The following is a 26,235-nucleotide window of genomic DNA, read 5'->3' as shown; positions in this document are numbered from 1 at the left end:
AGTATGACAGCGCAAGCCACGTCAGGAATGTGACTTGCGCACACAACGGCATAAAAAGCCCGTGAGCGGCGCGCCCTGCCCCGGTTTTACGCACTTCCGGGCGCGGCAAACCCGCCGCACCCGGTTTGGCCCGATCACGCCGGTCAGACGGGTTTCGGGGCTGCGCGCCGCTGCTCGGGATGCAGCGAGGCGCCCAGGATATGATCGGCCTGATGGATCACATGGCTGGCATGCCCCACGATCAGCGGATCGGGCGGGGTCGCGATGGAATAATCCTTGTCCGGATAGTCCAGCGTCGAGAGGAAATGCTTCATGCAGTTCAGCCGCGCGCGTTTCTTGTCGTTCGACTTGACGATGGTCCAGGGCGCATCGGCGGTATCGGTGTAGAAGAACATCGCCTCTTTCGCCTCGGTGTAATCGTCCCATTTGTCCAAAGACGCCAGGTCGATAGGCGAAAGTTTCCAGCGTTTGAGCGGGTCGGTCTCGCGCGACTTGAAACGCGCGCGCTGCTCGGGGCGCGTGACCGAGAACCAGTATTTGTAAAGCCGTATCCCCGACCGTACCAGCATGCGCTCCAACTCGGGGGTCTGGCGCATGAATTCAAGGTATTCGGTGGGCGTGCAGAACCCCATCACCCGTTCGACCCCCGCGCGGTTATACCAGCTGCGGTCGTAGAACACCATCTCGCCCTTGGTCGGCATGTGGTTGATATAGCGCTGGAAATACCATTGGCCGCGCTCTTCGTCGGTGGGTTTGTTCAGCGCCACCACACGCGCGAAACGGGGGTTCAGGTGCTCGTTGAAGCGCTTGATCGTGCCGCCCTTGCCTGCCGCATCGCGGCCCTCGAACAGAATTACGAATTTCTGTCCGGTCTCTTGCGCCCAGAGCTGGACCTTCAGCAATTCGGCCTGCAACTGCGCCTTTTCCGCCTCATAGGCGGGGCGGCCCATCTTGCGCGGATAGGGGTATTTCCCGGTCTCGAAGGCCAGACGCACGGCATTGGGATCGACACGCGGAAAGCTGCGCGGCCCCTGCGCCTCGGTATCGCCCGGCACCACGGCGGGATGTGCCTCGGCGGGGTCGGCGGGCTTGCGCAAAGTGGTGGCAGTATCAACTGCGCTGACCTCTCCCTGCGGCGCCCCAAGCTCAGCCTGCACCGCATCCTTCGCGATTTGTTCGTTCATGCACATCCCTCCGTTTCTAAATTTAAAATCACTCTAAAGCATCGGTCAAAATTTACCTTGATACGTGTCAAAAAACTGTCACCAAACCCGCTACCGGGACCAAAAACGCCTCTTTTCTTTCGGGGCGGTGCGCGGCAGGCTGAAGGCCCGCAACAGGAGACATCATGGTCACGCTTTACGGAATGTATCGGTCGCGCGCGACGCGCAATCTGTGGCTGCTCGACGAGCTGGCCCTGCCCTACACGCTCAAGCCGGTGGTGCAGGCCTATCGCCTGGTGGCACAGGGCCTCGACCCGCAGGCCCCGGACGCGCCGCTGAACACCCAATCTTCGGAATTCCTGCGCCTGTCGCCCGCAGGCGCGATCCCGGTGCTGGAAGATGCAGGGCTGATCCTGTCCGAATCGCTGGCGATCAACCTGTATCTGGCGCGCAAGGCCGGCGGCCCGCTGGCACCGCAGGATCTGCGCGAAGAGGCGCAGATGACGCAATGGGCGCTCTATGGGGCCACCGCGATTGAAAGCCCCGCGCTCGAAATCGCCTTTGCCAGCCAGCGCGGCGGCGAGGCGCAGGCGGTGATCGAGGCCGCCTGCGACAAGCTGATGCGCCCGCTGGCCGCGCTGGAGGCCCATCTGGAAACCCACAGCCACATGGTCGGCGGACGGTTCACCGTTGCCGATATCAACATGGCGGAAATGGTGCGCTATGCGCAGCCGCACGCCCCGCTGATGGCGCGCTTCCCGCGGATCAAGAGCTGGCTGGACCTGTGCCAGTCACGCCCCGCCTTCAAGAAGATGTGGGCCACGCGCGAAGCCGAACCGGCGTGATCCTGTGGGGCGGCGTGGCTGGGGGCGCTGCCCCCGGCTTCGCCTCCCCCGGAGTATTTTCACCAAGAAGAAGAGCACATTTCTTCTTGGCAAAAATACTCAATTCCCCGGCCTGCCACCGGGCCCGCGGCGCAAACAGGGGCGGCGCGCTTGCCCCCTGCCCCCAAGCTGCGCTATCCCTTGGCGCCAAGAACCACCAAGAAAGCGAGCAGCATGGCCGACGATCTTCTGTCTTCCCAGCCCGAGACCTACGACGCCTCGTCCATCGAGGTTCTGGAGGGTCTGGAGCCGGTGCGGAAGCGCCCGGGCATGTATATCGGCGGCACCGATGAACGCGCGCTGCATCACATGGTGGCGGAAATCCTCGACAACTCGATGGACGAGGCGGTGGCGGGGCATGCAAACCGCATCGAGGTCGAGTTGCTGGAAGATTATTCGCTGGTCGTGCGCGACAACGGCCGCGGCATCCCGATCGACCCGCACCCGAAGTTCCCGGGCAAATCCGCGCTCGAGGTGATCTTGTGCACGCTGCATGCGGGCGGCAAGTTTTCCGGCGACGCCTATCAGACTTCGGGCGGGTTGCACGGGGTTGGCGCCTCGGTCGTGAACGCGCTGTCGGATCTGATGGTGGTGCAGGTCGCGCGCAACAAAGAGTTGTATGAACAGCGGTTTTCGCGCGGCATCCCGCAAGGCCCGGTGCAGAAGATCGGCGCAGCGCCCAACCGGCGCGGCACCACCGTGACCTTCCACGCCGACGAGCAGATCTTTGGCCATCACCGTTTCAAGCCCGCGCGGCTGCTGAAGATGGTGCGGTCCAAGGCCTATCTGTTTTCGGGGGTCGAGATCCGCTGGAAATCGGCGATCGACGATGGCGAGACGCCCACCGAGGCCACTTTTCACTTCCCCGGCGGTCTGGCCGATTACCTGACCGAGAGCTTGGGCAAGTCGATGACCTATGCCGACCGGCCCTTTGCCGGGAAGGTGCAATTTCAGGAAAAATTCGGCGTGCCGGGCAGCGTGGAATGGGCGATCAACTGGACGCCCTCGCGCGATGGGTTCATCCAGAGCTATTGTAACACCGTGCCCACGCCCGAGGGCGGCACGCATGAGGCGGGCTTCTGGTATGCGATCCTGAAAGGCATCCGCGCCTATGGCGAGCTGGTCAAGAACAAGAAGGCCGAACAGATCACCCGCGACGATCTGCTGACGGGGGGCTGTGCGCTGGTCAGCTGTTTCATCCGCGAGCCGGAGTTCGTGGGCCAGACCAAGGACCGGCTGGCCACGGTCGAGGCCCAGCGGCTGGTCGAGGGCGCGGTGCGCGACCATTTCGACAACTGGCTGGCGTCGGATACGAAATCGGCGGGCGCGATCCTCGATTTTCTGGTGCTGCGGTCGGAAGAACGGCTGCGGCGCCGGCAGGAAAAGGAAACCGCGCGCAAATCGGCCACCAAGAAGCTGCGTCTGCCCGGCAAGCTGACCGATTGCACCGCCAAGAACCGCGCGGGAACCGAGCTGTTCATCGTCGAGGGTGACTCGGCGGGGGGCTCGGCCAAGGGTGCACGCTCGCGCGAGACGCAGGCGCTGTTGCCGCTGAAGGGCAAGATCCTGAACGTGCTGGGCGCGGCCTCGAACAAGCTGGGCGACAATGCCGAGATCCGCGATATTTGCGAGGCCCTGGGCGTGGGGCTGGGAACCAAGTTCAACGTTGAAGATCTGCGCTATGACAAGATCATCATCATGACTGACGCCGATGTCGACGGCGCGCATATCGCATCGCTGCTGATGACCTTCTTCTTCACCCAGATGCGCCCGCTGATCGACAAGGGGCATCTGTATCTGGCCTGTCCGCCGCTGTACCGGCTGACGCAGGGGGCGAAACGGCTTTATGTCTCTGACGATGCCGAGAAGGAAAAATGGCTGGCCAAGGGCCTGGGCGGCAAGGGCAAGATCGACGTGCAGCGCTTCAAGGGGCTTGGCGAGATGGACGCCAAGGACCTGAAGGAAACCACGATGAACCCGGAAACGCGCAAGCTGATCCGGGTCACGATCCATGACGACACGCCGGGCGAGACCTCGGATCTGGTCGAACGGCTGATGGGCAAGAAGCCCGAGCTGCGGTTCCAGTATATTCAGGAAAACGCGCAGTTCGTCGAAGAACTGGACGTGTAAACATACGCAGGCGCGGCCGGTTCGCGGGCCCGCCTCATTCCGTGGGCGGGCCGAAACGTTCCAGAATATGCGCGCGGATCTGGTCGCGGGTCTGACGATAGGCGGCCAGCCGCGCCTCGCGCCCCTCGCCTGTGCCGGTCGGGTCCATGATCGGCCAGTATTCCACATCCAGATGGTAATAGCGCGTCAGGTCCAGCGCCTGCGCCTGCGAGGCAGGGGTCAGCGCCACCACCAGATCGAAGGCCGACAGGTCATCGCCCCATTCCTGCAATTCGGTGAACGACCGCGCGCGATGGCGGTGCAGATCGACTCCGATCTCTTCGCACACGGCGATGGTGAAGCCGTCAATCTCCAGATCGGCCATCACGCCCACGGACTGGACATAGACATTGCGGCCATAGAATTTCTTCATCATCCCCTCGGCCATCGGCGAGCGCGTGGCGTTGTGATCGCAGCAGAACAGCACCGAATGGGGAAGATTGGACATCACTTCACCGGGGACAGGACACAGACCAGCGTGAACAGGCGCCGCGCGGTGTCGATATCCAGCTCGGCCTTGCCCTCAAGGCGTTCTTGCAGGATGCGCGCGCCCTCGTTGTGAATGCCGCGCCGGGCCATGTCGATTGCCTCGATCTGGCTGGGCGGCAGGCGTTTGACCGCCTCGAAATAGCTTTCGCAGATCTGGAAGTAATCCTTCACCACCTGCCGGAACGGGCCGAAGGACAGGTGGAACTCGGCCACCTTGTCTCCGGCTTCGGTCGCGGTGTCGAACACCAGCCGCCCGTCGCGCACCGCCAGCGTCAGCGCGAAGGGCCCCTCGGGCGCGGGCATGCCCTCGCGTCCGGGAATTGCAAAGCTGTTGTCTTCCAGAATGTCATAGACGGCAACGCGGCGTTCCTGCTCGATCTGCGGCGTGGGCGCGGACAAGCCGCTGTCGTCGATTTCCAGACGTGTGATGCGGGACATTACGCCTCTCCCTCGTTCAGGGCTGCCAGACGCGCGGTGACCGACAGGCCATGCGCCTGCAGGCTTTCGGATTGCGCCAGACGTTCGGCCGCAGGACCGATCGCCTTCAGCGCGGCAGGGGTCATCCGGGCCAGCGTCGTGCGCTTGAGGAAATCCAGAACCGACAGCCCGCTGGAAAACCGCGCCGAGCGCGCCGTGGGCAGAACATGGTTCGGGCCGCCGACATAATCGCCGATCGCCTCGGGCGTATAGGCGCCCAGGAAAATCGCCCCCGCATGGTGGATCTGCGCGCTCAGCCCCTCGGGGTCGGCCACGCACAGTTCCAGATGTTCGGGCGCGAAGCGGTCGGACAGGGCGGCCGCTTCGGTCAGATCGCGGGTCACGATGACCACGCCATTCTCGCGCCAGCTTTCGCCCGCAATCGCCCGCCGCTCCAGCGTTTCCAGCCGTTTGTCCACCGCCGCCACCACCGCATCGGCAAACCCGGCATCCGGCGTGATCAGGATCGACTGCGCGCTCTGGTCATGTTCGGCCTGACTCAGCAGATCCAGCGCGATCCAGTCCGGGTTATTGTCGCCATCCGCGATCACCAGAATTTCGGACGGACCCGCGATCATGTCGATGCCGACCTTGCCAAAGACCCGCCGTTTCGCCGCGGCCACGAAGGCATTGCCCGGCCCGGTGATCTTGTCGACCGGGGCGATCGTGTCGGTTCCATAGGCCAACGCCGCCACCGCCTGCGCGCCGCCGATCCGATAGACCGCATCGACCCCGGCGATCTGCGCCGCCAGCAGCACCAGCGGGTTGACCACACCATCGGGCGTCGGACACACGACGACCAGCCGTTCCACCCCGGCCACCTTGGCGGGGATCGCATTCATCAGAACCGAGGACGGATAGCTTGCCAGCCCGCCGGGCACATAAAGCCCCGCCGCCGAGACCGGCGTGAACCGCCAGCCAAGGCTTGCGCCGCTCTCTTCGGTCCAGAGCGCATCTTCGGGCATCTGGCGGGCGTGATAGGTGCGGATACGGTCTGCCGCCAGTTCCAGCGCGGCGCGGTCTTCGGCGCTGACCTTGGCGATTTCCGCCGCGATCTCGGCCTCGGAGAAGGCCAGCGTTTCCGGCGTCAGCTCCAGCCGGTCGAATTTCGCGGTCAGCTCGATCACCGCCGCATCGCCGCGTGCCCGCACATCGGCGATGATGCCTGCCACGATCGCATCGACATCGGGGCTGTCCTCGCGCTTCATGCCCAGCAGGGCGGTGAAACGGGCCTCGAAATCGGCGTCGAGCGTCTTGAGAAAATGCGGCATGACGGTCTCCTTGATCCCTCAACGGGATAAAGGCTTGCCCGCCCCACGGCAAGCGCCGAACCGTCGCGGCGCTTTCATCTTGCCGCAAATACCTTGCGGGGGGCCGGGGGCAAAACCCCGGCGGCGGCCCCGGGGCGCCGGGGGTTTTGAGTATTTATGCCAAGAAGAAGCCCAAAGGCCCCGGGGGGTGGGCGATCTCAGCCCAGATCCTTGCGCATCGGATGCCCGAGGATCCAACGCCCCTCGCGCGGCGGCCCATCGGGGTGCCAGCCGTGATGGCGATAGAACGCCCGGGCGGTGGCCGTTGCGGTCAGTAGCCCGCGCACGCGCCCCTGCCCCGCCAGTTCGGCCTCCATCGCCGTCAGGAGCGCGGCGGAATAGCCCTGACCGCGCGCCTCGGGGTGAACGTAAAGCAGGGTGATCTTGCCGGCGTCGGGCGCCTGACCGGCCCATTCGATGGCCCCCACCGCCTCGATCTGCGCATGACCGGCGACATAGACGCGCCCGCCCGGGTCCGCGATCAGCGCGGCAATTGCCTGCGGGGTCTTGTTGGCCAGCCAGTTCGCGATGCGCGCCGGATCGTCGTGATGATCGGCCCCGCAAAGCGCTGTGATCGAAGCCACCAGCACCTCGGAGATACGTTCGGCATCCTCGGGACGGGCAGGACGGATCATCGGACAGCCCCCCGCTCAGTCCGGGTGATGCGGCACGCGCCCCGAGACCGCCCGGTAAGGCCGCGTCACATCGCGCAGATCGACCGACAGGCATTCGACACTGGCCGCAATCGCGCCATCGCCCGCCAGGGTGACGATCAGCCGCCCGGCCCCATCGGCCCCCGGCTCCCAGCTCAGATCGAGGATCGAAAGCACCGTGTCGCGATCGCGCCGGTCGATGCCGGTCGAGGCGATGCCGGTCACGTCCGAAACCACCAGAAGCGACTGCACCCGCTCGAACGGCCGCCCCTCGGCCTCGGCCTGCGCCAGATCTTCCCAACGGCACCGGTTGACCAGAAGGGCCAGACGGCGCGCCTTCGCCTCCCACGAGATTTCGCTCATCGGCAGCACGGCGTCCTGCACCAGCGCCGCGATCACCGCCAGATCCTCGGGCGTCTCGGCGCGCAGGGCCAGCGGGCCCTCGGCAGCATCGGAAAAACGGGCGTCGGTCATCACTCCTCCTGTGGAAGCGCAGCCAGCATCGTCGCTTCCCATTCCTTGTAGGTTTTGCCTTCGGGGGTTTTCCATTTCGTGGCGCCGTTCGAGGCCCGCCCCAAGATCACCGAGGCCGCTGCAGAAGGGCTGGCGAACGCATAACGTTCCGCAAAACGGCATCCCTCACCATCAGAGACCAGAACCCCGGTTGAACGCAATTCATCATAAAGCGGACGATAGGTTGCGTAGTCGACTCCGGCCCACGCGCCCCTGGCACGCGCTCCTGCTTCAACAACGAAATCGCCGTCAACAAGGGTTGCGACGGCTTCGATACCCACGCGCGGTGCAGAGAGGTGGAACTCTGCGCCTTTTTCCGAAGGAGTGGAATCAACAACCTGCCGCAGGGCATCCATCACCACAGGCCGCGCCCGCTCCTCAAACATGTCGATCCGCAGCGCGGGCAACACGATGAACAGGGTTTCCAGAAACTCTTCCATATTCGCCCGCGCGGCTTCGGACAAGCCGGGGCGCGCAGGGGTATTGGCATTGTCCAGCGGCATCCGTCCAATCCGGCGGGCATCCTCGATCAGCCGCGATTCGAGATATTTCACATGCGCCTTGTGCAGGTTGTTGGCCTGCGTGGTAATCAGCGCTGCATGGGTCCAGAAATCCTTGGCCACGTCATGGCTTCGGATGCGTGCGGCGATATCCTCGCCCTCGCCAACATAGGCGCGTGGCCCGGCCTCATCGGCGCCCAACAACACATAGACGCCAGTATGACGCGCCGCCGGGCGCGCCAGCGCCTGCACGATCTGGGTGCGCGGGAAATAGAGCACATGGCCGGTCCAGTTGAACACTTCGGCGGTCTGCATCCCCGACGGGTTGCCATCGACGAAGAACAGTTCCAGCGACCGGCCCTGTGCCATCACTCGCCCTTCACGCGTTCGATATGGGCGCCCACCGCGCTCAGCTTTTCTTCCACCCGCTCGTAGCCGCGGTCGAGGTGGTAGACACGGCTGACCACGGTTTCACCCTCGGCCGCCAACCCGGCCAGAATCAGCGACACCGAGGCGCGCAGATCGGTTGCCATCACCCGCGCGCCGCGCAGTTTTTCGACGCCGTGCACGGTGGCATGGCCGCCGTGAACCTCGATCTTGGCGCCCATCCGCATCAGTTCGGGCGCATGCATGAAGCGATTCTCGAAGATCTTCTCTTCCAGAACGCTGGTGCCCTCGGCGGTGCACAAAAGCGCCATCATCTGCGCCTGCAGATCGGTCGGGAAGCCCGGGAAGGGTTCGGTGACCACATCGACCGCGCGCACGCGACCGTTCTTGCGCTTGACCTTCAGCCCGGCGGCGGTTTCCTCGACCGAGATCCCGGCGGCATCGAGTTTTTCGCAGAAGCTCTCGACCAGTTCGATCCGGCCGCCCAGGCATTCCACCTCGCCGCCGCAGATCGCGGGGGCCAGCATGTAGGTGCCCAGCTCGATCCGGTCGGTCACCACCGGGTGCGTCGCACCATGCAGCCGGTCCACGCCCTGAATTTCGATAGTCGAGGTGCCCTCGCCCTCGATCTGCGCGCCCATCGCCCGCAGGCAGCGCGCCAGATCGACGATTTCCGGCTCGCGTGCGGCGTTTTTCAGAACCGACGTGCCCTTGGCCAGCGTCGCGGCCATCAGGAAGTTCTCGGTCGCGCCGACCGAGGCAAAGCGCATCTCGTGCACCGCGCCTTTCAGCCCGCCCTGAGTTTTCGCGTGCAGATAGCCCTCGCGCAGTTCGATCTGCGCGCCCAGGGCCTCGAGCGCGTCGATGTGAATATCCATTGGCCGTGCGCCGATCGCACAACCGCCGGGCAGCGACACGACCGCATGGCCCAGCCGCGCCAGCAGCGGCCCCAGCACCAGGTTAGAGGCCCGCATCTTGCGCACGATGTCGTAATCGGCGACCGGGTTGATCTCGCCGTGGCTCGAACTGGCCAGAACCTTGCCGTCCTGAAGCGCGGCCACCTCGGCGCCCAGACTGGCCAGCAGCTCGGTCATCGTGCGAATATCGCTCAGCCGCGGCGCGTTGGTCAGGGTCAGCGGCTCTTCGCTCAGCAGCGTCGCGGGCATCAGCGCCAGACAGGCGTTCTTGGCCCCGGCAATCGGGATCTGCCCGTTGAGCGGCCCGTTGCCGCGCACGATGATCGAATCCATTCTACTCGTCCTTTGCCTTTTCCGACCCGGCCTCATCCGCGCGCGCCCGCGCCTGCGCCTTGCGCCGCTGCAGATTGGCGCGCAACGCCGCCCGCAACCGCGCTTCGCGGCTGTCCTCGGGGCGCGGCTTGCCGCTGCCGGTATCGGTTTTTTTATGTGTCATCGGCCTCTCTCTACCCCGCCCGGAAAAATGTGTCGAGAGAGGGTGCAAATTTGTCCTTGCACAGCCCGGCGAATGCATCTAAATCCCCGCCCACGGTCGAAGTTGACCGGAAGGATGCTGTGGTAGCTCAGTGGTAGAGCACTCCCTTGGTAAGGGAGAGGTCGAGAGTTCAATCCTCTCTCACAGCACCATCTTTCCCACATAAGACATTCGGAAAGCGCTGGAAACCACGGGATTCCCGTGTGTTATGCGTTCGGCTGGTTCTGCGCATCCCGCAGGTGAAGCGGGCCGAGCGGGCGGCTTTGCTGCGTCTTCTGCAACGCGCGAATTCCACGGCCTTGAATTTAGCAAGGCTGGGAGGGACGGGTCACCGCGCCCCTTGCCCGATTGAACCGTCGCGCCTCAGCCCAACGCAACCAGGTGGTTGTCCCAGGACAGATTGGCGGTCGACAGCGGCTCGAACCGGCCTGCGGCCACCCGCGCCACAGCGCCCTGGCCGTCGGTCGCGACGAATCCCCCCGCCGTGCAGGGGCCAAGCCCGCAGACATCGGCCCGCGGCACCGACCAGAGCGGCGCGCCCTCGGCGGAAAACGCCTGCACCCGCCCGCCCCTGGGCGAGGTGATCGCCACCTCGGCGCCATCCGGGCTGAAGGCAATCGACCCGGCATAGCCCTGCATCGCAAACATCTCGGCGTCTTTCGGCTCGGCCAGAATCACTTCTGTACCGCGCCGGTGCAGACCCAACAGCGGCACCGGCTCTGCCAGATCGCCCTGCCATTGCATCGCGAACGCCACCAGCCCGTCGGGCCCCAGCGCCAGATGCCGGATCGAGTTCTGCCACATATCGGGCAGTTCGACCTGATCGAGCACCGCGCCATCCGCGCTAAGGTAGCTCAGGTTCGGGCGCATCCGGTCGAGGTTCAGCGGCGTGCGGTCGCTCGGGTCGGTCTGGATGCCACCATTGGCCACCACCAGCACCTCGCTGCCCGGCAGGCGCCGGATTTCATGCGGCCCGATCCCGTTCGAGGCGAATTCCCCGATCCGGCGATACCCCTGCGCCGCATCCCAGATGCCGATGCGCCCCTCGGACCCCTCGGCCACCACCTCCGAGGTGAATAGCACCGTGCCATCCTCGGAATAGACGCCATGGCCGTTGAACTGGCGCCCCTCGGGCGGGGTCAGCCGGGCGGTCAGGGCGCCGCTGGCGCAGTCGATCACCAGCGCGAAGGTGCCCGGCCGGCGGGCGAAGGCCACCGCCTCGGGACGGATCGGATGGGCGGTGGCGGCATGGCCCCGACCCGGCAGCGATTGCGAAAACAACCGCTCGCCCGTTTCCGATAGCCCCCAGAGCGCGTAACCGCCCGCCGGATCTTTCGCCGCAGCCAGATAGGCCGGGTTGCCCGCATCGGCCCAGCTCGCACGCGGAATCGCGGCGGCAGCAACAAGAGAGGCAAGGAAAGCGCGGCGTTTCATGGTCAGGTCCTTTTCGTGTCGTTTCAGTCGCCATCGGCCGAGTTGAAGCCCGCATCGACCCCCAGAAGCGCGCCGATCTCGCTCAGCGCGGCATCGTGCGCCGCGCGCACGGATTGCTGCAGAATCTCGACCTTCAGGCGAGTGCCCGGCTCTGCCACCCCGGCAAAGACCGGATCGTCCAGCTTCGCGGCCACGTCATGCGCGCGCGCGAAGGCCGCTTCGGTCAGCGGAATCTCCCCCAGCCCCTGCGCCAGCGCGTGGGCGAATCCTTCGAGCGCCTTCAACGACAGCGCCACGTCGCGCAACGAGCGGCCAGAGGCCAGCGCTTCGGCCCGTTCCGGGCGCGGCTTGTCGAAGCTGCCCAGCGGGCGGCCCAGCCGCTGATCGGCGTTGAATTCGAGGCCGGAAATCAACTGCGTGAACAGGGCCTGCCGCGCCTCGGCGCTGGTCAGGAACCGGGTGTTGCCCTCGACCCCCGCAGTCAGCAGCAGATCGGCATAACCGCCCCGCCACTCGGCCTCTGTCTCTTGCGCCATCCGGGCGAGATCGGCGGCCAGCGCGCGGCGCAGATCGCAGGCATAGGCGCCCGTATCCGTGGCCTCGGCGCCATAAAGCAACCGCTCCAGCCCGAACAGCCCGCGCGCCGCGACCGACACCTGCGCCATGCCGTCGGCCGTGACCAGCGCGGGATCGGCGGCTTTCAGCATCGACTCGGTCTGGCGCGCGCCGATGGCCTTGGGATCGGGCCAGAAGGCGATCGCCAGCGCACGGCCCTTGTCCTCGATCGGGCCCAGCCGCAGATGGGCCACCCCCAGCCAAGCATCGAACGTGGCGTTCCACGGCGCCTGCAACGCCGCCGGGCTGCAATCGGCCTGCGCCGCGTCGCTCAGCGCCTGCGCCGCAGCGGAGAACCCCGCATAGCCGGGCAGGATTTCCTTGCTGATCGCCTCGGGCACATCCGCCTGTGCGGGCGCCAGCACGGATTGGGCGGCAAGGAACAGGGCAGCAAGGGGCAACAGGCGCATCAGAGGCTCTCCAGATAGGCGATCAGGGCGGCGCGCGTCTCGGGCGCCATCTGCGCGACCCTATCACGGGCCGGCGCCGCTTCGCCACCATGCCACAGGATTGCCTCGAGTAACGATCGCGCGCGCCCGTCATGCAGATAGGTCGCGGGGTGGCCGGTGGCCGCCTCGGTCAGACCGATGCCCCACAGCGGCGCCGTGCGCCATTCGCGGCCCGAGGCCAGACCTTCGGCGCGGTCATCGGCCAGACCGGGGCCCATGTCATGCAACAGCAGATCGCTGTAGGGCCAGATCAGCTGAAAGCTGCGCGCGGGGTCATCGGGATTGCGCGGCGTGACGAATTTCGGACGATGGCAGGCCGGGCAGCCGGCGGCATAGAACGCCTCCTTGCCCGCCAGAACCTGCGGGTCCGCCACCTTGCGCCGCGCCGGAACGCCCAGGTTTTCAACATAGAACGCCACCAGATCCAACGTATCGCCCGAAACCTCGCGGCCATCGCGCAGCCCGGCATCCTCGCCCGTGGGGGCCGCGCGGCAGGCGGTCTGCGCCGCGGTGCAATCGCCCGCCGGATCGGGGAAAAGCGGTGTCGACAGGCCCATATCCGTGGAAAACGCCGCCGCCGCCATGTCGCGCAGGCTGGCCGCGCCCGCCTTGTGGCCGAATCGCCCAAGCGTGACAACCCCGGCAGCCGGGCTCCAGACGCGCGCGGCGCGGCCCGAAATCCCGTCGCCATCGGCATCGTCCGGGTCGGCCTGCGCCAGGATGTCGGCCTCTGCCACCGCTTCCAGCAGACCGAGCCCGATCAGCTGCGGCGCGACGCGCAGGCTGGTCTGCGTGCCTGGCGTCAGTTCGGGCGTCACGCGCGCCAGGGGGCGGCGCAGATGCACCACCTCGCCGCCGGCCAGTTCGACCGTGTCCTCTTCCCACGCCAGCGTCAGCGCGCCTTCCGCGGGCACGCCGGGCACGGCGCGATCCTGCAGCTGGCTGCCATGCACAGGGTGCGGCGCGCCGTCGGCTCCCGAGAGTTTCAGCACCATCCCGGAGATTTCCGCCGCGCTCTGCGGCGGGCGGCCGCGTCCGTCACCCGGATGGCAGCCCGCGCAAGAACGGGCGTTGAACAACGGCCCCAGCCCGTCAGAGGCGCGCGTGGCCGTGGGCGCCGCAACCCAAAGCTTTTCAAACAGCGCCTCGCCCAGCGTGAAATCCATGCGGCGTGTCAGCGGCAGGTTCGCCGCAGGCTCGGCGAACTGCGCCACGGTGGCGGCCCCGGCCGGGCGCGCCTCGAATGGCTCCGGCGCGGTGAAATCCGCGGCCCAGGCGGTCACGGCGGCAACCCGCGCGGCGTCATCGGCCAGCGCGGGTCCAACCAGCGCCAACAGCGCCACACAGGATTTCAGCAAGGTCGTCATCGAAAAACGCCCGCGGCAGTCGCCCGCCGCGGGCCCATATCTTATTGGAAGACCGCGTTCGGGTTATCGAGGCTGTCCGAGCCTTCGACCTCGATCTCGCCGCCCAAGGCCGCCACCGCACGCTCGATCGAGCGGGTCTGGGTGACCAGCGCATCAACCGCCTTGGTGATGATCGCAGCACCCTCTTCATTGCCCATCGCCAGCATCTGATCGAAGGCCATGCCACCTTCGGCCGCCGCTTTCATTTCCCCCAGGGCACCCACCGAAGCGTCGAGTTCGCTGCGCAACTGCGCATCGACGGCCGGATCGGCGGCCTTGACCAGATCGCTGATCGAGGGCCCCGAAACCACCGTGCCATCCACCCGGGTATAGCTGCCGGTATAGACGTTGCGGATGCCGACGCCGTCGTAATAGTGGCTCAGATGGGTCATGTCCGAGAAGCAGTCATGCTCTTCTTCCGGGTCGTGCAGCATCAGGCCAAGCTTGATCCGCTCGCCCGCCAGCTCGCCATAGGACAGCGACCCCATCCCGGTCGGGATCGCCGAGATACCGGCCTTCGGATCGGCCTCGATCGCGGCGCGTGCGGCGCCGCCCTCGGCCCAGTTCGCCACCATTTCCTGCAGATCGGTGACCAGCAGGTCGGTCGCGGCCTGCAGATAGGCCGCCCGGCGGTCGCAGTTGTCATGGGTGCAGCCCTCGCCCTGCACGAAATCGGTGTAGGGCCGCGCGCCCGCCCCCGCATCCGTGCCGTTCAGATCCTGCCCCCAAAGCAGAAATTCGATGGCGTGATAGCCGGTGGCCACGTTCGCCTCGATCCCCTCGGCCTCGTGCAGCGTTTCGCCCAGCAGCGCGGGGGTGATCTCGGTCGCGTCGACCTCGGTGCCGCCGATGGTGACCTTGGGGTTGGCGACGATGTTCAGCAGCGCCAGTTCGTTTTCCTCGTTCACTGCGGCCGAGTCCATGTCGACATAGTCGATCAGCCCCTCGTCCAGCGGCCAGGCGTTCACCTTGCCTTCCCAATCGTCCACGATCGGGTTGCCGAAGCGGAAAGCCTCGGTCTGCTGGTAGGGCACGCGCGCCGCAACCCAGGCCGCCTTGGCCGCCGACAGCGTCTCTTCGGACGGCGCGGCAATCAGCGCCGCCACTGCGGCCTGCAGGCCCTCGGCCGTGCTGAGCGCATCGCCATAGCCCGCCTCGGCCAGATCCGCATAGGTATCCAGAACTGCCCCGGTCGCGGGGGCATCGGCAAAGGCCGGGGTGATCAGAGCGGTGGTGGCGGCCAGCGCCATCAGGGGTTTCATCATCGCACGTTTCCTCAGTCAGTGTCCCGCCCCGTCCGGGGCCTGCCGGGAAACTGACTGAAATGCTCGGATATGTAAACCCGATTTTTTCAGTAAACTTTATCCGCCAATACAAGACAGGCGCCGATCCCGAAAATGCAAAAGGCCGCGCCTTGCGGCACGGCCTTTGAACCAGAGGTTCGGCGCGATCTTACTTGATCTTGCCTTCCTTGTATTCGACATGCTTGCGCACGACCGGATCGTATTTGTTCACGGTCATTTTTTCCGTCATGGTGCGGGCATTCTTCTTGGTCACATAGAAGTGCCCGGTGCCCGCCGTCGAGTTCAGACGGATCTTGATCGTCGTCGGCTTCGCCATTTTCAGTCTCCTAGAGTCGGGCACCCGTGCGCCCGCGAATTCCTTGAAGCCCGCCTTTTAGCGAGGCCGCGCCCGGAGTCAACCGCCAAACCGAACCTGTCGCGCAAAATTCTGCATCCCGGGCGCGGAACGCCGAACCGGCCCGGGCAGGCAGACCTGCCGTTCTGCTCAGACCAGGGGCTTGCCCATGGCGCGATGGATTTCCAGCACCTTCGCCGCCTCCAGCCCCAGGGCTGCGGCCAGATTGGCAAGATATTGCTTTTCGGCCTCGGTATCGACGCTGATCGCCATCAGGGCCGCGGAATAGACCTGCGCCTTGGTGCTTTCGGTTGCCGCCGCCGCCAGTGCCGCAACATCGACAGGCGCATCCAGCGCGGCCTCGACGAAGGCGATCTCTTCTTCCGAGGCATCGCCCAGATGATCCATGATCTTGGCCCGTTCTTCCGCGTCGATCTCGCCATCGGCCTTGGCGGCCTGAACCATCGCGCGGATCATCAGCTTGGCCTGCTCTTCCAGAATCGTATTGGCCGGCATGTTCGCGGTGACGGCACCGATCATATCGCCCAAGCCCTTGGCCCCCGTCGCCGCAGCGCCGGTCATCGCGTTCATCAGACTGCCCAAACCGGCCTCGGTCGCCTCGGTCGCGGCAGCGGCCTGGTTGCCGAATTTGGTGACCATCTCGCGCACCGCATCCTTGCCGCCGGGAACACCGAACTTCTCGGCCATATCGCCCATCTGATCGGCCATGCCACCGGGCTCGCCCGCGCCGCGCAGCGCGTCTTTCATGCCCTCGACACCGCCAATCTTGCGAAACTTGTCGACACCGCGTGCTGCGGCAAATCCCACGGCCAGCGTGGCCAGCGTTTTGACGAAACTCATGTTCCCCCCCATTGGTTTGGACACACAGAATACTGCGCCCAACGTAAGAACACGCCAACGGTTTTTCAGGGGGAAGTGCCGAAATAATCCCGCAAAACCCGATATGCGGGCGAGGAATCGGAAGGCCGAAAATGCGCGGATGGCCTGTAAGCCGGATTTTGTCCGGGGGCATGCGCCCCCTGGATGACCATTCCTCTAGCCCTGCAGTTGCCTGCAGGATCAAGCCGCCAACCCGGACCGCTCGGGGCGAAGCTCCCCTGCGGTGGCGTTGCCGCCCCGCGCGCGATCCCTATTCGGCGTTGCTCCCGGTGGGGCTTGCCGTGCCGGTCCTGTTGCCAGTCCCGCGGTGGGCTCTTACCCCACCGTTTCACCCTTACCCGCGCCCGAAGGCGGGGCGGTCTCGTTCTCTGTGGCGCTTTCCCTAGGGTTGCCCCCGCCGGGCGTTACCCGGCACCGTTGCTTCATGGAGTCCGGACTTTCCTCGGACCCCCAGCTATCCGCGGCAGCGGAGCTATGGGCGCCCGCGGTCATCCGGCCATCCGCGCACGCCTGCCTTACGCCGCAACCGGGGGCGCGGTCAATGGGGCGCCCCGTCAGCAGGCCCGCCACTGATCGCCATCATCGCCAAAGCGCGCCGCCAGATCGGCGATCTGCGCCATGTCGATGGCATCAAGCGGCCCGCTTGCACGGGGGCGGAACCGCGACCGGAAGGCCGCCAGCAGCGCATCGAAGGGCGCATCAGGGTAACCCACCGCAGCCGCCAGCGCGGCAAAGGCCGCGGGATCGGGCGCGATGCGCGGCCCCTGCCCCGGCCAGACCGCCAGCCCCTGCCGCGCCAGACGCCGCCAGTCGAAACGTGGGCCCGGGTCAATCTTGCGTTCAGGCGCCATGTCGGAATGACCGATGACCCCCTCGGGCGGGATGCCCCAACGCGCCATGATCGCGCCCAGCAGGGCCTCCAGTGCCGCCATCTGCGGTTCCGGGAAGGGTTGATCGCCCGGGTTGGCCAGTTCGATCCCGATCGAGCGCGAGTTCACATCGCCCTGCCCGCGCCACGCTCCGGCCCCGGCGTGCCAGGCGCGCGCGGCCTCGTCCACCAGTTGTTCGGTCCCGCCATCCTCGGCCACCAGCCAATGCGCCGAAACCTCGGCCTGCGGATCGCACAGCCGGTCCCGGGCGCAGACCGCATCGGCCATGGCGGTATAGTGAATCACGATCAGCTCGGGGCGCGCACCGCCTCGCCGCTCTCCGAAATTCGGAGAGGGCAGGCTCATTGCCGCGCGGTCTGGAACGGGCGCGGGTCCCAGCCACAGGCAAAGCCGTCGCCGTCGGGGTCCAGATTGCCCGGGTCTTTCTGCGGCCCACCGTTTTCCAAAAACGCCATCTGCGCCAGATCGGGCGAGACATATTTCGCGCAGGCCTTGTCTGAACTGACCATATGCAGCCCGCTGCGGCCATAGACCGACTGGCCCGGCGCATTGGTCGCGGCAAGCGCATAGGCGGCAAGGTTCGGCCCCGCCGCCCCCTGCACCGGCGCGATCACGGGCGCCACGGCCGGCGCCGGCGTCACCACAGGCGCCGGTTCGGTCGCCGGGGCGCCATCGGGGGCGGTCGCCGCCAGCGCAGCCAGCGCCTGCGCACCAAGCGCCCCCTCGCCCTCGCCCCCGGCCACCGGAGCGACATTTGCCATCGCCGCCGGGTCCATCGCATTCATCGGCGCCCCCACGGCAGCGGTGCCTGCGCCCGGGTCCTGCACCGGGACCGGGCTTTGCGGCGTGCTGGCGATTTTCGGCTGAACCTGCAACCTCGGGCTTTGCCCGGACAGTTCAGCCTCGCGCTGCGCCAGATAGGTCTGATAATCGCCAAACCCCACCCCCGCGCCGGACTCCGGCACGGTCGGTTCGCAGGCGGCCAGCGCCAGAACGGGGAGGGCGAAGATCAGACTGCGCATCGGCTTACTCCGTTACCACCATTTCGCGGGCTTGGCGCTGAAGCCTGCGGCTTTCTCCAGCACATAGGCATGGTTCAGCAGATCGCCCTCGGCCCAGGGCCGACCGATCAGCTGCAGCCCCAGCGGCAGGCCCTTGCTATCCAGCCCGACCGGCACCGAAATCCCCGGCAGACCCGCCAGGTTCACGGTCACGGTGAACACGTCATTCAGATACATCGCGACCGGATCGGCATCCTGCATCTCGCCCAGACCAAAGGCCGAAGACGGCGTGGCCGGCGTCAGGATCGCGTCGATCCCGTCCGCGAAGGCCAGATCGAAATCGCGCTTGATCAGCGCGCGCACGCGCCGCGCGCGGTTGTAATAGGCGTCATAGAAGCCCGCCGACAGCACATAGGTGCCGATCATGATGCGGCGCTGCACCTCGGGGCCGAAGCCCTCGGCGCGGGTCTTTTCATACATCTCGGTGATGCCGTCGCCCGCGCCCAGTTTCGCGCGGTGGCCATAGCGCACCCCGTCATAACGCGCGAGGTTCGAAGAGGCCTCGGCCGGCGCGATCACATAATAGGCTGGCAGCGCGTATTTCGTGTGCGGCAGGCTGATATCGACGATCTCGGCCCCCGCATCGCGCAGCATCGCGATCCCGTCATCCCACAGCTTCTCGATCTCGGCGGGCATACCGTCCAGACGGTATTCGCGCGGAATGCCGATCTTCTTGCCGCGAATATCGCCGGTCAGCGCCGCTTCGAAATCGGGCACCGGAATGTCGGCGCTGGTCGAATCCTTCGGATCGACCGAGGCCATCGCACCCAGCATGATCGCCGCGTCACGGACCGATTTCGTCATCGGCCCGGCCTGATCGAGGCTGGAGGCGAAGGCCACCACACCCCAGCGGCTGACGCGGCCATAGGTCGGCTTGATGCCCACGATGCCGGTAAACGCCGCAGGCTGGCGGATCGAGCCGCCGGTGTCGGTGCCGGTCGCCGCCAGACACAGATCGGCCGCCACCGCAGCGGCCGACCCGCCCGAGCTGCCGCCCGGCGTCAGCTTGCGATCGTCGATCTTCCAGGGGTTGACGACATCGCCGTAACAGGCGGTCTCGTTGCTCGACCCCATCGCGAATTCGTCCATGCTGAGCTTACCCAGCATCACCGCGCCCGCATCCCACAGGTTCTGCGTGACGGTGGATTCGTATTCCGGCCTGAACCCTTTCAGGATGTTCGAGGCGGCCTGCGTGGCCACACCCTTGGTGCAGAACAGATCCTTGATCCCCAGCGGAATCCCGCACATCGCGGGCGCATCGCCCGCCTTGATCCGGGCATCGGCCGCCGCGGCCTGCGTCAGCGCGATCTCGGGCGTCTTGGCGCAGAAGGCATTGAGCGCATCGGCGCCGTCGATCGCGGCCAGACAGGCCTCGGTCAGCGCGACCGAGGTGGTTTCGCCCTTGCGCAGCGCATCGCGCGCATCGGCAATCGTCAGTTGGTTCAGGCTCATTCGACCACCTTCGGAACGGCAAAGAAACCCTCGCGGGCATCGGGGGCGTTTTTCAGGATCTTGTCCTGATAGCCGCCGTCGGTCACCACATCCTCGCGCCGCTTCAGGCGCATCGGCGTGACCGAGGTCATCGGCTCGACGCCCTCCACATCCACTTCGTTGAGCTGCTCCATGAAGGTCAGGATGCCGGACAATTGCCCGGCCAGCTTGGGCAGGTCGTCTTCAGCCACGGCAATGCGCGCCAGATGCGCCACCTTGCGGGCGGTGTCGATGTCAATGGACATAGGGGTCTCCGCTAATCTGGGCACGGGTTTAGCGCCCATGGCCCCGGCTTTCAAGGCGCTTGCCCGGGCCGCACGCTGCGCTAGGTTCAGCACAAAGATGATGGAGGATGCGATGAACCTGACCTGGCTTGGCCATTCCGGCTTTCGGCTCGAAATCGCCGACGCGGTGATCCTGATCGACCCCTGGCTAACGGGCAATCCGATGTTCCCGGCAGCCCGGCGCGCCGAGGCGCTGGCAGGCGCGACCCATGTGCTGCTGACCCACGGCCACGGCGATCACACGGGCGACACGCTGGCAATCGCGAAACAGCTGAAAATCCCGGTCGTCGGGATCTACGATCTGATCAGCTACTGGCAAGAGGCCGAGGGGATCGATGGCATCGGCTTCAACAAGGGCGGCACGGTGGATCTGGCCGGCGCCCGCGTCACGATGGTGCCCGCAAGCCATTCCTCCTCGCTGGGCGGCCCGAACGGTCCGGTCTATGCCGGGACCGAGGCAGGCTACATGATCGCGGGCGAAGGCCACACGATCTATGTGACGGGCGACACCACGATCATGGCCGACATGGGCTGGATGGGCGAATACCACCGCCCCGACATCGGCATCCTGTGCGCGGGCGGGCATTTCACGATGGATATGAAAGCCGCCGCCTGGGCCGCGAAGAAATACTTCGATTTCAAGACCGTGATCCCCTGCCACTACCGCACCTTCCCGCTGCTGGAACAGTCGGCCGCGACACTGAAGGCGGATCTGCCCGGGGTGCAGGTGATCGAACCGCAGGTGATGCAGCCGATCACGCTGTGACCTCCGGCGCAGGGGGCGCTGCCCCCTCTTGGCTGCGCCAATTCACCCCCGGGATATTTCGACCAGAAAGAAAGCGCTCTTTCACTTTGGCTTAAATATCCCGGGGGAGTCCGGCACGGACGGGGGCAGCGCCCCCTGCCCCGCGCATCAGGGACGCAGGTAGGCGTAGCCTTCGCTCTGCAGTTCCATCAGCCGCACCGCCCCCGAGGGCACGACGCTGGCCTCTTCCAGCAGCGGCACGTCCTTTTGCGTTTTCTGCTTCATCGCCTCGACGGTATTCAGACATGCCGAGAAGGTCAGGTTGTCATACATCAGCGCCATTTCCGCGATCCGGTCCTTCACCGGCGAGGTATCGGCGCGCAGCATGTGCAGGCCGGGGCCATAGGTGACGATCTCGATCGCGACCTCTTCGCCCTTGTCGGCATAGTATTTCTCGATATTGGCCGCGTTGTTCAGCGCCATGTTCATCGTCGAGACGTTTTCCTCGTCGACATGGATCGCCACCTTTGCCGGATCGGCCCAGACCGGGGCAGATGTCAGCACAATGGCCAGCGCGCAGGCGGCCAATCCTCCCTGAAGTGCCATGTGAACCTCCCTTTTCACATCAGAGGGAAAGCGTCGGGTGGATCGGCGCGGAAATCAAGAGATTTGAATATATGATTTCACCGCTCAGCGGCGGGCGGCAAAAAAGTCCTTCAGCAGCCGTTCGGCCTCGGTGGCGGCGATGCCGTCATAGACCTCGGGGACGTGGTGGCACTGCGGGTGGGCGAAAATCCGCGGGCCTTGCGCGACGCCGCCCGATTTCGGGTCCGCCGCACCGTAATAAAGCCGCGCGATGCGCGCATTGGACAGGGCGGCCGCGCACATCGGGCAGGGTTCCAGCGTGACGTAAAGATCATGGCCGGGCAACCGCTCGGACCCGGCAGCGGCGCAGGCCGCGCGCAGGGCCAGCACCTCGGCATGGGCTGTGGGGTCGTTCAACTCGCGGGTGCGGTTGCCCGCCCGCGCCACCACCTGCCCGCCCGGTGCCACGATCACCGCGCCCACCGGCACCTCGCCGCGCAGGCCCGCCGCGCGCGCCTCGGCCAGCGCCAGATCCATGAAAGAGGTAAAATCCATGCTCTTTCATCGCCTGCAATCCCGCCCCGTTCAAGCGGCTTTGCAAGCGGGCGGGAAAGGTGTATTGGGGCGGCTTGCGCCCGAGTGATCCGGCGCCCCCTCCCTTTGAAGGACGACAGCGATGACTGACACGCCCGCCACTCCGGCGCCCGCTTCCGCACCCCAATCCAATGACCGTATCGCCAAGGTGATTGCCCGCTCCGGCGTGGCCTCGCGCCGCGACGCCGAGAAGATGATCCTGGCAGGCCGCGTGGCGGTGAACGGCAAGACCATCGCCAGCCCCGCGCTGGATGTAGCGCCCAGCGACCGCGTGACGATCGACGGCAAGCCGATCGACGCGCCGCAGGAAACCCGGGTCTGGCTGTATTACAAGCCGCTCGGGCTGGTGACGACCGAGAAGGACGAACAGGGCCGCCGCACGATCTTTGACGAGATGCCCGAAGGCATGCCGCGGGTTCTGAACGTCGGGCGGCTCGATTTGAATTCCGAAGGTCTGCTGCTGCTGACCAACGATGGCGGGCTGAAGCGGCGGCTGGAGCTGCCCGAAACCGGCTGGCTGCGCAAATACCGCGTGCGCGTCAACGGGCGCCCCGACAATGCCACCTTCGACCCGCTGCGCCGCGGGATCACGATTGACGGCGAGGATTTCCAGCCGATGGAGATCGAGCTGGACCGCCAGCAGGGCGCCAATGCCTGGCTGACCGTCGGCATCCGTGAAGGCAAGAACCGCGAGATCCGCCGGGCGATGGCCGAGATCGGGCTGCAGGTGAACCGGCTGATCCGCATCAGCTATGGCCCGTTCCGGCTGAACGACATGAACCCCGGCGATGTCCTCGAGGTCAAGCGCAAGGTGCTGCGCGACCAGATGGGCGACCGGCTGTTGCTGGGCGTGGCCGAGGGCCGCCAGTCGCGCGAAGAACGCGCAGAAGCGGGCCAGCGCGCCCGCGAGGCCCGCTTTGCCGGGCGCGGCGAGGGCGGCGGGGAGCGCAACACAGATCGCGGCCCGCGCAAGCCTTTTGGCGAGAAGAAATCCTTCGGCGACAAGAAACCCTTTGCCCGCGACGGCGAAGCGCGCGGCGAGCGCAAGGGCTTCGGCGGCCCGCGCCCCGAAGGCGACCGCAAACCGCGCGAGTGGAAACCCCGCGAAGACAGTGATCGCAAGCCCCGCGGCGAGTGGACCCCGCGCCCCGAAGGGGATCGCAAACCCCGCGGTGAGTGGAAACCCCGCGAGGAGGGCGACCGCAAGCCGCGTGAGGACGGCGAGCGCCGCCCGCGCTGGAGCAAGGATGGCGCCAAGCCGCGCGCGGCGGGTTTCAAATCGCACGGCGAACGCGACGGCGATACCCCGCGCGGCGAGCGCAAGGCCTATGGCGACAAGAAACCCTATGGCGACAAGAAATTCGGTGATCGCGCGCCGCGCGGTGAAGGCTTTGCCCCCCGCGACGGCGGCCGGGATGGCAAGCCGGGGGGCTTCAAATCCAGTGGCTTCAAATCGGCGGGCGGCAAACCGGGCGGCTATGCGCCGCGTGACGGCGGCCCGCGCGATGGGGGCGGCAAGCCGGGTGGTTTCAAATCGCACGGCGCCAAAAGCCACGGCGGCGCGGGCAAACCGCGCGCGGCGGGCTTCAAATCGCATGGCGACCGCCCGGCGGGCGGGTCGCGCGGCCCGCGTCCTTCGGGCCCGAAACGCGGCTGAGCATCGGTATTGATGGGGGAAACCCCGCGCGCTTTTCTCGCAGACTTGCCCCGCTTGCCTCTGGCAGGCGGGGTTTTGCATGCCTATTGTTGAGACGACCGCCAGGGCCGCCCTGCCCTCGCGCCGCGAAGGAGCCTGTCTGATGTCACGCACCGCCGTGCAACGCATTGCGTTTTTTCTGATCCTCGCGCTGACGCTGCGCGTCGCGCTGACCGGCGGGGTGTGAGCGATGGCCCAGCGGTTTGGCGGTAAATACAGCCCGGATACGCCCCCGCAGTCCAGCGGCACGATCCCGCCGGAGCGTCGGCCACGGATCGAGCATCGCCAGGAAGGCTGGCCGTTCTGGATCGTGGCCGCCGCGCTGCCGTTCCTGCCGATGGCGTTTGGCGACGGGCCCGTGGCGCTGGCCCGGGGGCTGGCGGCCTTTGCGCTGATCGCGACCAGTGCCTGGATGACGCGCGAAGGGTTGCGCGCCGAAGCCGCGTTCGAGGCCCGCAAGGTCGCGCGCCGGCCGGCCCTGCCGCGCAAATTGCTGGGGGCGGTGCTGCTGGGGCTGGGGCTGGCCTGCGGCGCGCAATCGCCCGAAATGGGGCTGGCAGGCGCTGCGGTGATCGGGCTGATCGGGCTTGGGCTCGGGGTCGTGGCCTTCGGCTTTGATCCCGCGCACGACAAGGGGATGGAAGGCATCGACACCTTCCAGCAGGATCGCGTGGCCCGCGTCGTCGAGGAGGGCGAGAAATACCTGGCCGCGATGCAGGGCGCGATCGCCCGCGCGGGCGACCGGCAGCTGGAGGCCCGGGTGGCCCAATTCGCAACCACGGCGCAGGCGCTGTTTCGTGCGGTCGAGGAAGACCCCGGCGATCTGAGCGCGGCGCGGCGCTACATGGGTGTCTATCTGGAGGGCGCGCGCGATGCGACGGTGAAATTCGCCGATCTGTGGTCGCAGACCCGCGATGCGCAGGCGCGTGCCGATTACGCCGCGCTGCTGGACGATCTGGAAAGCAATTTCACTGCCCGCACCCGCAGCCTGATCGAAAACGGCCGCGAAGGGCTGGAGATCGAGATCGACGTGCTGCGCGACCGGCTGGCGCGCGAAGGGGTGCGTCCGCCCGGAAGGGGCTGAGCCGCGCAATACTGCCGGGGATTGGTCAAAGTTTCGCCCAGTTGTCGGCGCAAGGTGACGAAACCGTTTTCTAGAGCCGGGCAGTTTGACCATGAAAAGCTTTACCCTTTGCCTTGCGGCCCTGTGCGCCGCCCCTGCCGCAATGGCCGCCGCGGGCCAGACAAGCCCGGTCATGGCCCCGGAGCCGGCGGACTCGGCAACGTTCATGCAAACTACCTTGCTGCTGTCCATGGCGTTTGTGGCGATCAATGTGCTGGGGGGGAGGGTGCTGTTGGGCGTGCTGCTGCGCCCGCTGGTTCGCCGGGTGCTGCGGCCCGCATATGACCGCGCGGCAACCGTCATCATCCGTTCGATCGAGCGCGGCCCGATCAGCGGCGGGCTGCTTCCCGATCTGGCCTTCGCCGGCGTCACCGTGCTGGCGTTGCAGGCGTTCTGGGGGGCGGGTTGGTAATGCGCTCCCTGTCCCTCGCCCCGCCAAACTGGCTGCTGCGCAAATTGCGCAAACTGGAGGCGCTGGCGCCCGACGCGCTGCGCTATCGTCCCGGCGCCTTGCTGCCCAGCGGTGCCGTCGCGACCCCGCAAGACACCCCCGCGCTGCGCAAACTGATGCTACTGTATGCTGTGCCGCTGGCGGCCCTGCCGGGCCTGCTGTTCGGGGTGCGGCACACGGGGCTGCCGCTGCTGGGCGTGGTGCTGCTGTGGTGGGTGGCGATCTGGATTCTGGCGCAGGGACTGCGGACCGAACGGGAATGGCGCACCCATGCCGATGCCCGCCGCCCTGCGCTGCCGCGCAAGCGCATCGGCGTGCTGGTAGCAATGCTGGCGCTGTTCGGCGCGGGCTGCATCGGCACCGATCCCGGCACTGCTCTGTTGCTGGCCGCGTGCTGCGGGGCGCTGTTGTTCATGGCGTTCGGGCGCGACCCGGCACGCGACCGCGAAGGCGCCGAGCGCCACATCGACCACCGCGACGAGGTCGCCCGGATCACCGAACGCGCCAAGGCCCGCAGCGCCCGAATCCACGATCAGCTGCGCCGCATCGCGCCCGATCTGCTGGTCGAATTCGCCTATTACGAGGCCACGCTGAACCGGCTGTGCGGCGCGCTGCTGGCCCAGCCCGAACAGCTTTTGCAGGCGCGCGCGCATCTGGGGCCGGAACTTGACGCCCTGATGCAGGCGACCGATAAACTTTCGGTTGTCCTTGCCGCCGCGCCGGAGGATGATGTGTGCGGCAGCTATCGCGTGGCGCTGGAGCAGATGACCCGGGCGGCGCGGCACTGCCTGACCGGGCTCCAGGTCACGAGCAGCCGCTCGTTGGAGCTTGAACTGGGCATGTTGGGTGACGTTCTGGCGCGGAAGGTCTGAAATC

At 66.5% G+C, this 26,235-nt stretch carries 29 protein-coding genes, 1 tRNA gene and 1 other RNA gene; 9 read left to right on the top strand and 22 right to left on the bottom strand.

Going from position 1 to position 26,235, the window contains the following annotated elements:
- Positions 1–143: 143 nt before the first annotated feature.
- On the bottom strand, positions 144–1,184 hold the full coding sequence (gene ppk2 / locus P2G62_RS11460; RefSeq protein WP_275735034.1) for a polyphosphate kinase 2: 1,041 nt from the start codon (positions 1,182–1,184) through the stop codon (positions 144–146).
- Between the two features lie 164 nt (positions 1,185–1,348).
- Here ppk2 and P2G62_RS11455 point away from each other — a divergent pair, with 164 nt between their 5' ends.
- Both P2G62_RS11455 and parE read left to right on the top strand, forming a co-directional pair.
- Entirely contained in the window at positions 1,349–2,008 is a 660-nt protein-coding gene (locus P2G62_RS11455; RefSeq protein ID WP_275735033.1) for a glutathione S-transferase family protein, read from the top strand.
- Positions 2,009–2,221: 213 nt separating this feature from the next.
- Positions 2,222–4,177 (top strand): DNA topoisomerase IV subunit B, encoded by a 1,956-nt coding sequence (parE, locus tag P2G62_RS11450; protein ID WP_275735032.1) that lies wholly within the window; start codon positions 2,222–2,224, stop codon positions 4,175–4,177.
- Between the two features lie 34 nt (positions 4,178–4,211).
- On the opposite strand, the gene P2G62_RS11445 is transcribed toward parE, so the two are convergent.
- From P2G62_RS11445 to P2G62_RS11410, 8 genes are all read right to left on the bottom strand, one after another.
- The gene (locus tag P2G62_RS11445; RefSeq protein ID WP_275735031.1) at positions 4,212–4,664 is read right to left on the bottom strand and encodes a low molecular weight phosphatase family protein; all 453 of its coding nucleotides are present in this window, start codon (positions 4,662–4,664) and stop codon (positions 4,212–4,214) included.
- On the bottom strand, positions 4,664–5,143 hold the full coding sequence (locus P2G62_RS11440) for a UPF0262 family protein (RefSeq protein ID WP_275735030.1): 480 nt from the start codon (positions 5,141–5,143) through the stop codon (positions 4,664–4,666). Before P2G62_RS11440 ends, P2G62_RS11445 begins: the two co-directional genes overlap by 1 nt.
- Positions 5,143–6,453, bottom strand: coding sequence for a histidinol dehydrogenase (gene hisD, locus P2G62_RS11435; protein ID WP_275735029.1), 1,311 nt, complete (start codon positions 6,451–6,453; stop codon positions 5,143–5,145). The genes P2G62_RS11440 and hisD overlap by 1 nt, the downstream gene beginning before the upstream one ends.
- Before the next feature lie 197 nt (positions 6,454–6,650).
- A complete protein-coding gene (locus P2G62_RS11430; RefSeq protein WP_275735028.1) occupies positions 6,651–7,127 on the bottom strand; it encodes a GNAT family N-acetyltransferase in 477 nt (158 codons plus the stop codon).
- A 15-nt stretch (positions 7,128–7,142) separates the two neighbouring features.
- Positions 7,143–7,619, bottom strand: coding sequence for a DUF2948 family protein (locus P2G62_RS11425; protein ID WP_275735027.1), 477 nt, complete (start codon positions 7,617–7,619; stop codon positions 7,143–7,145).
- Positions 7,619–8,527 carry a GIY-YIG nuclease family protein gene (locus P2G62_RS11420; protein ID WP_275735026.1) on the bottom strand — a complete coding sequence of 303 codons (909 nt, stop codon included), beginning with the start codon at positions 8,525–8,527 and terminating at the stop codon, positions 7,619–7,621. The genes P2G62_RS11425 and P2G62_RS11420 overlap by 1 nt, the downstream gene beginning before the upstream one ends.
- Complete coding sequence (gene murA, locus P2G62_RS11415; RefSeq protein ID WP_275735025.1) at positions 8,527–9,795, bottom strand: UDP-N-acetylglucosamine 1-carboxyvinyltransferase; 1,269 nt, start codon at positions 9,793–9,795, stop codon at positions 8,527–8,529. The genes P2G62_RS11420 and murA overlap by 1 nt, the downstream gene beginning before the upstream one ends.
- Before the next feature lies 1 nt (position 9,796).
- Complete coding sequence (locus P2G62_RS11410) at positions 9,797–9,958, bottom strand: hypothetical protein (RefSeq protein WP_275735024.1); 162 nt, start codon at positions 9,956–9,958, stop codon at positions 9,797–9,799.
- Between the two features lie 116 nt (positions 9,959–10,074).
- Here P2G62_RS11410 and P2G62_RS11405 point away from each other — a divergent pair.
- Positions 10,075–10,149, top strand: a tRNA-Thr gene (locus tag P2G62_RS11405).
- Between the two features lie 211 nt (positions 10,150–10,360).
- Here the strand turns inward: P2G62_RS11405 and P2G62_RS11400 are convergent.
- The 11 genes from P2G62_RS11400 to gatC form a co-directional block, all read right to left on the bottom strand.
- A complete protein-coding gene (locus P2G62_RS11400) occupies positions 10,361–11,431 on the bottom strand; it encodes a DUF1513 domain-containing protein (protein WP_275735023.1) in 1,071 nt (356 codons plus the stop codon).
- Between the two features lie 23 nt (positions 11,432–11,454).
- Complete coding sequence (locus tag P2G62_RS11395) at positions 11,455–12,456, bottom strand: imelysin family protein (RefSeq protein ID WP_275735022.1); 1,002 nt, start codon at positions 12,454–12,456, stop codon at positions 11,455–11,457.
- Positions 12,456–13,862, bottom strand: coding sequence for a di-heme oxidoredictase family protein (locus P2G62_RS11390; protein ID WP_275735021.1), 1,407 nt, complete (start codon positions 13,860–13,862; stop codon positions 12,456–12,458). Before P2G62_RS11390 ends, P2G62_RS11395 begins: the two co-directional genes overlap by 1 nt.
- 41 nt (positions 13,863–13,903) lie before the next feature.
- Complete coding sequence (locus P2G62_RS11385) at positions 13,904–15,166, bottom strand: imelysin family protein (RefSeq protein WP_275735020.1); 1,263 nt, start codon at positions 15,164–15,166, stop codon at positions 13,904–13,906.
- Positions 15,167–15,353: 187 nt separating this feature from the next.
- Positions 15,354–15,521, bottom strand: coding sequence for a 50S ribosomal protein L33 (gene rpmG, locus P2G62_RS11380; protein ID WP_011750518.1), 168 nt, complete (start codon positions 15,519–15,521; stop codon positions 15,354–15,356).
- A gap of 168 nt (positions 15,522–15,689) precedes the next feature.
- Positions 15,690–16,400, bottom strand: a complete 711-nt coding sequence (locus tag P2G62_RS11375) for a tellurite resistance TerB family protein (protein WP_275735018.1) — start codon at positions 16,398–16,400, stop codon at positions 15,690–15,692.
- 131 nt (positions 16,401–16,531) lie between these two features.
- An RNA gene (gene rnpB, locus P2G62_RS11370) (RNase P RNA component class A) lies at positions 16,532–16,943 on the bottom strand.
- Positions 16,944–16,993: 50 nt separating this feature from the next.
- Positions 16,994–17,674, bottom strand: a complete 681-nt coding sequence (locus tag P2G62_RS11365; protein ID WP_275735017.1) for an N-acetylmuramoyl-L-alanine amidase — start codon at positions 17,672–17,674, stop codon at positions 16,994–16,996.
- Positions 17,671–18,351, bottom strand: coding sequence for a hypothetical protein (locus P2G62_RS11360; protein ID WP_275735016.1), 681 nt, complete (start codon positions 18,349–18,351; stop codon positions 17,671–17,673). The genes P2G62_RS11365 and P2G62_RS11360 overlap by 4 nt, the downstream gene beginning before the upstream one ends.
- Before the next feature lie 12 nt (positions 18,352–18,363).
- Positions 18,364–19,842: an Asp-tRNA(Asn)/Glu-tRNA(Gln) amidotransferase subunit GatA gene (gatA, locus tag P2G62_RS11355; RefSeq protein ID WP_275735015.1), complete on the bottom strand. Its 1,479-nt coding sequence runs from the start codon at positions 19,840–19,842 to the stop codon at positions 18,364–18,366.
- On the bottom strand, positions 19,839–20,126 hold the full coding sequence (gene gatC / locus P2G62_RS11350; RefSeq protein ID WP_275735014.1) for an Asp-tRNA(Asn)/Glu-tRNA(Gln) amidotransferase subunit GatC: 288 nt from the start codon (positions 20,124–20,126) through the stop codon (positions 19,839–19,841). Before gatC ends, gatA begins: the two co-directional genes overlap by 4 nt.
- 112 nt (positions 20,127–20,238) lie before the next feature.
- Here gatC and P2G62_RS11345 point away from each other — a divergent pair, with 112 nt between their 5' ends.
- On the top strand, positions 20,239–20,931 hold the full coding sequence (locus P2G62_RS11345; RefSeq protein WP_275735013.1) for a metal-dependent hydrolase: 693 nt from the start codon (positions 20,239–20,241) through the stop codon (positions 20,929–20,931).
- 147 nt (positions 20,932–21,078) lie between these two features.
- Here P2G62_RS11345 and P2G62_RS11340 read toward each other — a convergent pair whose 3' ends face one another.
- Together P2G62_RS11340 and P2G62_RS11335 are read right to left on the bottom strand one after the other, a co-directional pair.
- Positions 21,079–21,516, bottom strand: a complete 438-nt coding sequence (locus P2G62_RS11340) for a DsrE family protein (protein ID WP_275735012.1) — start codon at positions 21,514–21,516, stop codon at positions 21,079–21,081.
- 84 nt (positions 21,517–21,600) lie between these two features.
- On the bottom strand, positions 21,601–22,050 hold the full coding sequence (locus P2G62_RS11335; RefSeq protein ID WP_275735011.1) for a nucleoside deaminase: 450 nt from the start codon (positions 22,048–22,050) through the stop codon (positions 21,601–21,603).
- Between the two features lie 121 nt (positions 22,051–22,171).
- On the opposite strand from P2G62_RS11335, the gene P2G62_RS11330 reads away from it, so the two are divergent.
- The 5 genes from P2G62_RS11330 to P2G62_RS11310 all read left to right on the top strand — a co-directional run bounded on the left by P2G62_RS11330 (position 22,172) and on the right by P2G62_RS11310 (position 26,231).
- Positions 22,172–23,746 (top strand): pseudouridine synthase, encoded by a 1,575-nt coding sequence (locus tag P2G62_RS11330; RefSeq protein ID WP_275735010.1) that lies wholly within the window; start codon positions 22,172–22,174, stop codon positions 23,744–23,746.
- 79 nt (positions 23,747–23,825) lie between these two features.
- Positions 23,826–23,972 carry a hypothetical protein gene (locus P2G62_RS11325; RefSeq protein WP_275735009.1) on the top strand — a complete coding sequence of 49 codons (147 nt, stop codon included), beginning with the start codon at positions 23,826–23,828 and terminating at the stop codon, positions 23,970–23,972.
- Between the two features lie 3 nt (positions 23,973–23,975).
- Positions 23,976–24,869, top strand: a complete 894-nt coding sequence (locus P2G62_RS11320) for a 5-bromo-4-chloroindolyl phosphate hydrolysis family protein (protein ID WP_275735008.1) — start codon at positions 23,976–23,978, stop codon at positions 24,867–24,869.
- Positions 24,870–25,074: 205 nt separating this feature from the next.
- Positions 25,075–25,320 carry a hypothetical protein gene (locus tag P2G62_RS11315; RefSeq protein ID WP_275735007.1) on the top strand — a complete coding sequence of 82 codons (246 nt, stop codon included), beginning with the start codon at positions 25,075–25,077 and terminating at the stop codon, positions 25,318–25,320.
- Positions 25,320–26,231: a hypothetical protein gene (locus tag P2G62_RS11310; RefSeq protein ID WP_275735006.1), complete on the top strand. Its 912-nt coding sequence runs from the start codon at positions 25,320–25,322 to the stop codon at positions 26,229–26,231. The genes P2G62_RS11315 and P2G62_RS11310 overlap by 1 nt, the downstream gene beginning before the upstream one ends.
- Positions 26,232–26,235 lie beyond the last annotated feature (4 nt).

The organism is Paenirhodobacter sp. CAU 1674 (genome assembly GCF_029222945.1).
Taxonomy (GTDB): Bacteria; Pseudomonadota; Alphaproteobacteria; order Rhodobacterales; family Rhodobacteraceae; genus Rhodobacter.
This window is presented reverse-complemented; position numbering and strand designations above follow the sequence as displayed.

Coding starts and splice junctions, on each gene's coding strand:
- ppk2 (WP_275735034.1), bottom strand. CDS start 1,184: ATGAACGAACAAATCGCGAAGGATGCGGTGCAGGCTGAGCTTGGGGCG.
- P2G62_RS11455 (WP_275735033.1), top strand. CDS start 1,349: ATGGTCACGCTTTACGGAATGTATCGGTCGCGCGCGACGCGCAATCTG.
- parE (WP_275735032.1), top strand. CDS start 2,222: ATGGCCGACGATCTTCTGTCTTCCCAGCCCGAGACCTACGACGCCTCG.
- P2G62_RS11445 (WP_275735031.1), bottom strand. CDS start 4,664: ATGTCCAATCTTCCCCATTCGGTGCTGTTCTGCTGCGATCACAACGCC.
- P2G62_RS11440 (WP_275735030.1), bottom strand. CDS start 5,143: ATGTCCCGCATCACACGTCTGGAAATCGACGACAGCGGCTTGTCCGCG.
- hisD (WP_275735029.1), bottom strand. CDS start 6,453: ATGCCGCATTTTCTCAAGACGCTCGACGCCGATTTCGAGGCCCGTTTC.
- P2G62_RS11430 (WP_275735028.1), bottom strand. CDS start 7,127: ATGATCCGTCCTGCCCGTCCCGAGGATGCCGAACGTATCTCCGAGGTG.
- P2G62_RS11425 (WP_275735027.1), bottom strand. CDS start 7,619: ATGACCGACGCCCGTTTTTCCGATGCTGCCGAGGGCCCGCTGGCCCTG.
- P2G62_RS11420 (WP_275735026.1), bottom strand. CDS start 8,527: ATGGCACAGGGCCGGTCGCTGGAACTGTTCTTCGTCGATGGCAACCCG.
- murA (WP_275735025.1), bottom strand. CDS start 9,795: ATGGATTCGATCATCGTGCGCGGCAACGGGCCGCTCAACGGGCAGATC.
- P2G62_RS11410 (WP_275735024.1), bottom strand. CDS start 9,958: ATGACACATAAAAAAACCGATACCGGCAGCGGCAAGCCGCGCCCCGAG.
- P2G62_RS11400 (WP_275735023.1), bottom strand. CDS start 11,431: ATGAAACGCCGCGCTTTCCTTGCCTCTCTTGTTGCTGCCGCCGCGATT.
- P2G62_RS11395 (WP_275735022.1), bottom strand. CDS start 12,456: ATGCGCCTGTTGCCCCTTGCTGCCCTGTTCCTTGCCGCCCAATCCGTG.
- P2G62_RS11390 (WP_275735021.1), bottom strand. CDS start 13,862: ATGACGACCTTGCTGAAATCCTGTGTGGCGCTGTTGGCGCTGGTTGGA.
- P2G62_RS11385 (WP_275735020.1), bottom strand. CDS start 15,166: ATGATGAAACCCCTGATGGCGCTGGCCGCCACCACCGCTCTGATCACC.
- rpmG (WP_011750518.1), bottom strand. CDS start 15,521: ATGGCGAAGCCGACGACGATCAAGATCCGTCTGAACTCGACGGCGGGC.
- P2G62_RS11375 (WP_275735018.1), bottom strand. CDS start 16,400: ATGAGTTTCGTCAAAACGCTGGCCACGCTGGCCGTGGGATTTGCCGCA.
- P2G62_RS11365 (WP_275735017.1), bottom strand. CDS start 17,674: ATGAGCCTGCCCTCTCCGAATTTCGGAGAGCGGCGAGGCGGTGCGCGC.
- P2G62_RS11360 (WP_275735016.1), bottom strand. CDS start 18,351: ATGCGCAGTCTGATCTTCGCCCTCCCCGTTCTGGCGCTGGCCGCCTGC.
- gatA (WP_275735015.1), bottom strand. CDS start 19,842: ATGAGCCTGAACCAACTGACGATTGCCGATGCGCGCGATGCGCTGCGC.
- gatC (WP_275735014.1), bottom strand. CDS start 20,126: ATGTCCATTGACATCGACACCGCCCGCAAGGTGGCGCATCTGGCGCGC.
- P2G62_RS11345 (WP_275735013.1), top strand. CDS start 20,239: ATGAACCTGACCTGGCTTGGCCATTCCGGCTTTCGGCTCGAAATCGCC.
- P2G62_RS11340 (WP_275735012.1), bottom strand. CDS start 21,516: ATGGCACTTCAGGGAGGATTGGCCGCCTGCGCGCTGGCCATTGTGCTG.
- P2G62_RS11335 (WP_275735011.1), bottom strand. CDS start 22,050: ATGGATTTTACCTCTTTCATGGATCTGGCGCTGGCCGAGGCGCGCGCG.
- P2G62_RS11330 (WP_275735010.1), top strand. CDS start 22,172: ATGACTGACACGCCCGCCACTCCGGCGCCCGCTTCCGCACCCCAATCC.
- P2G62_RS11325 (WP_275735009.1), top strand. CDS start 23,826: ATGCCTATTGTTGAGACGACCGCCAGGGCCGCCCTGCCCTCGCGCCGC.
- P2G62_RS11320 (WP_275735008.1), top strand. CDS start 23,976: ATGGCCCAGCGGTTTGGCGGTAAATACAGCCCGGATACGCCCCCGCAG.
- P2G62_RS11315 (WP_275735007.1), top strand. CDS start 25,075: ATGCAAACTACCTTGCTGCTGTCCATGGCGTTTGTGGCGATCAATGTG.
- P2G62_RS11310 (WP_275735006.1), top strand. CDS start 25,320: ATGCGCTCCCTGTCCCTCGCCCCGCCAAACTGGCTGCTGCGCAAATTG.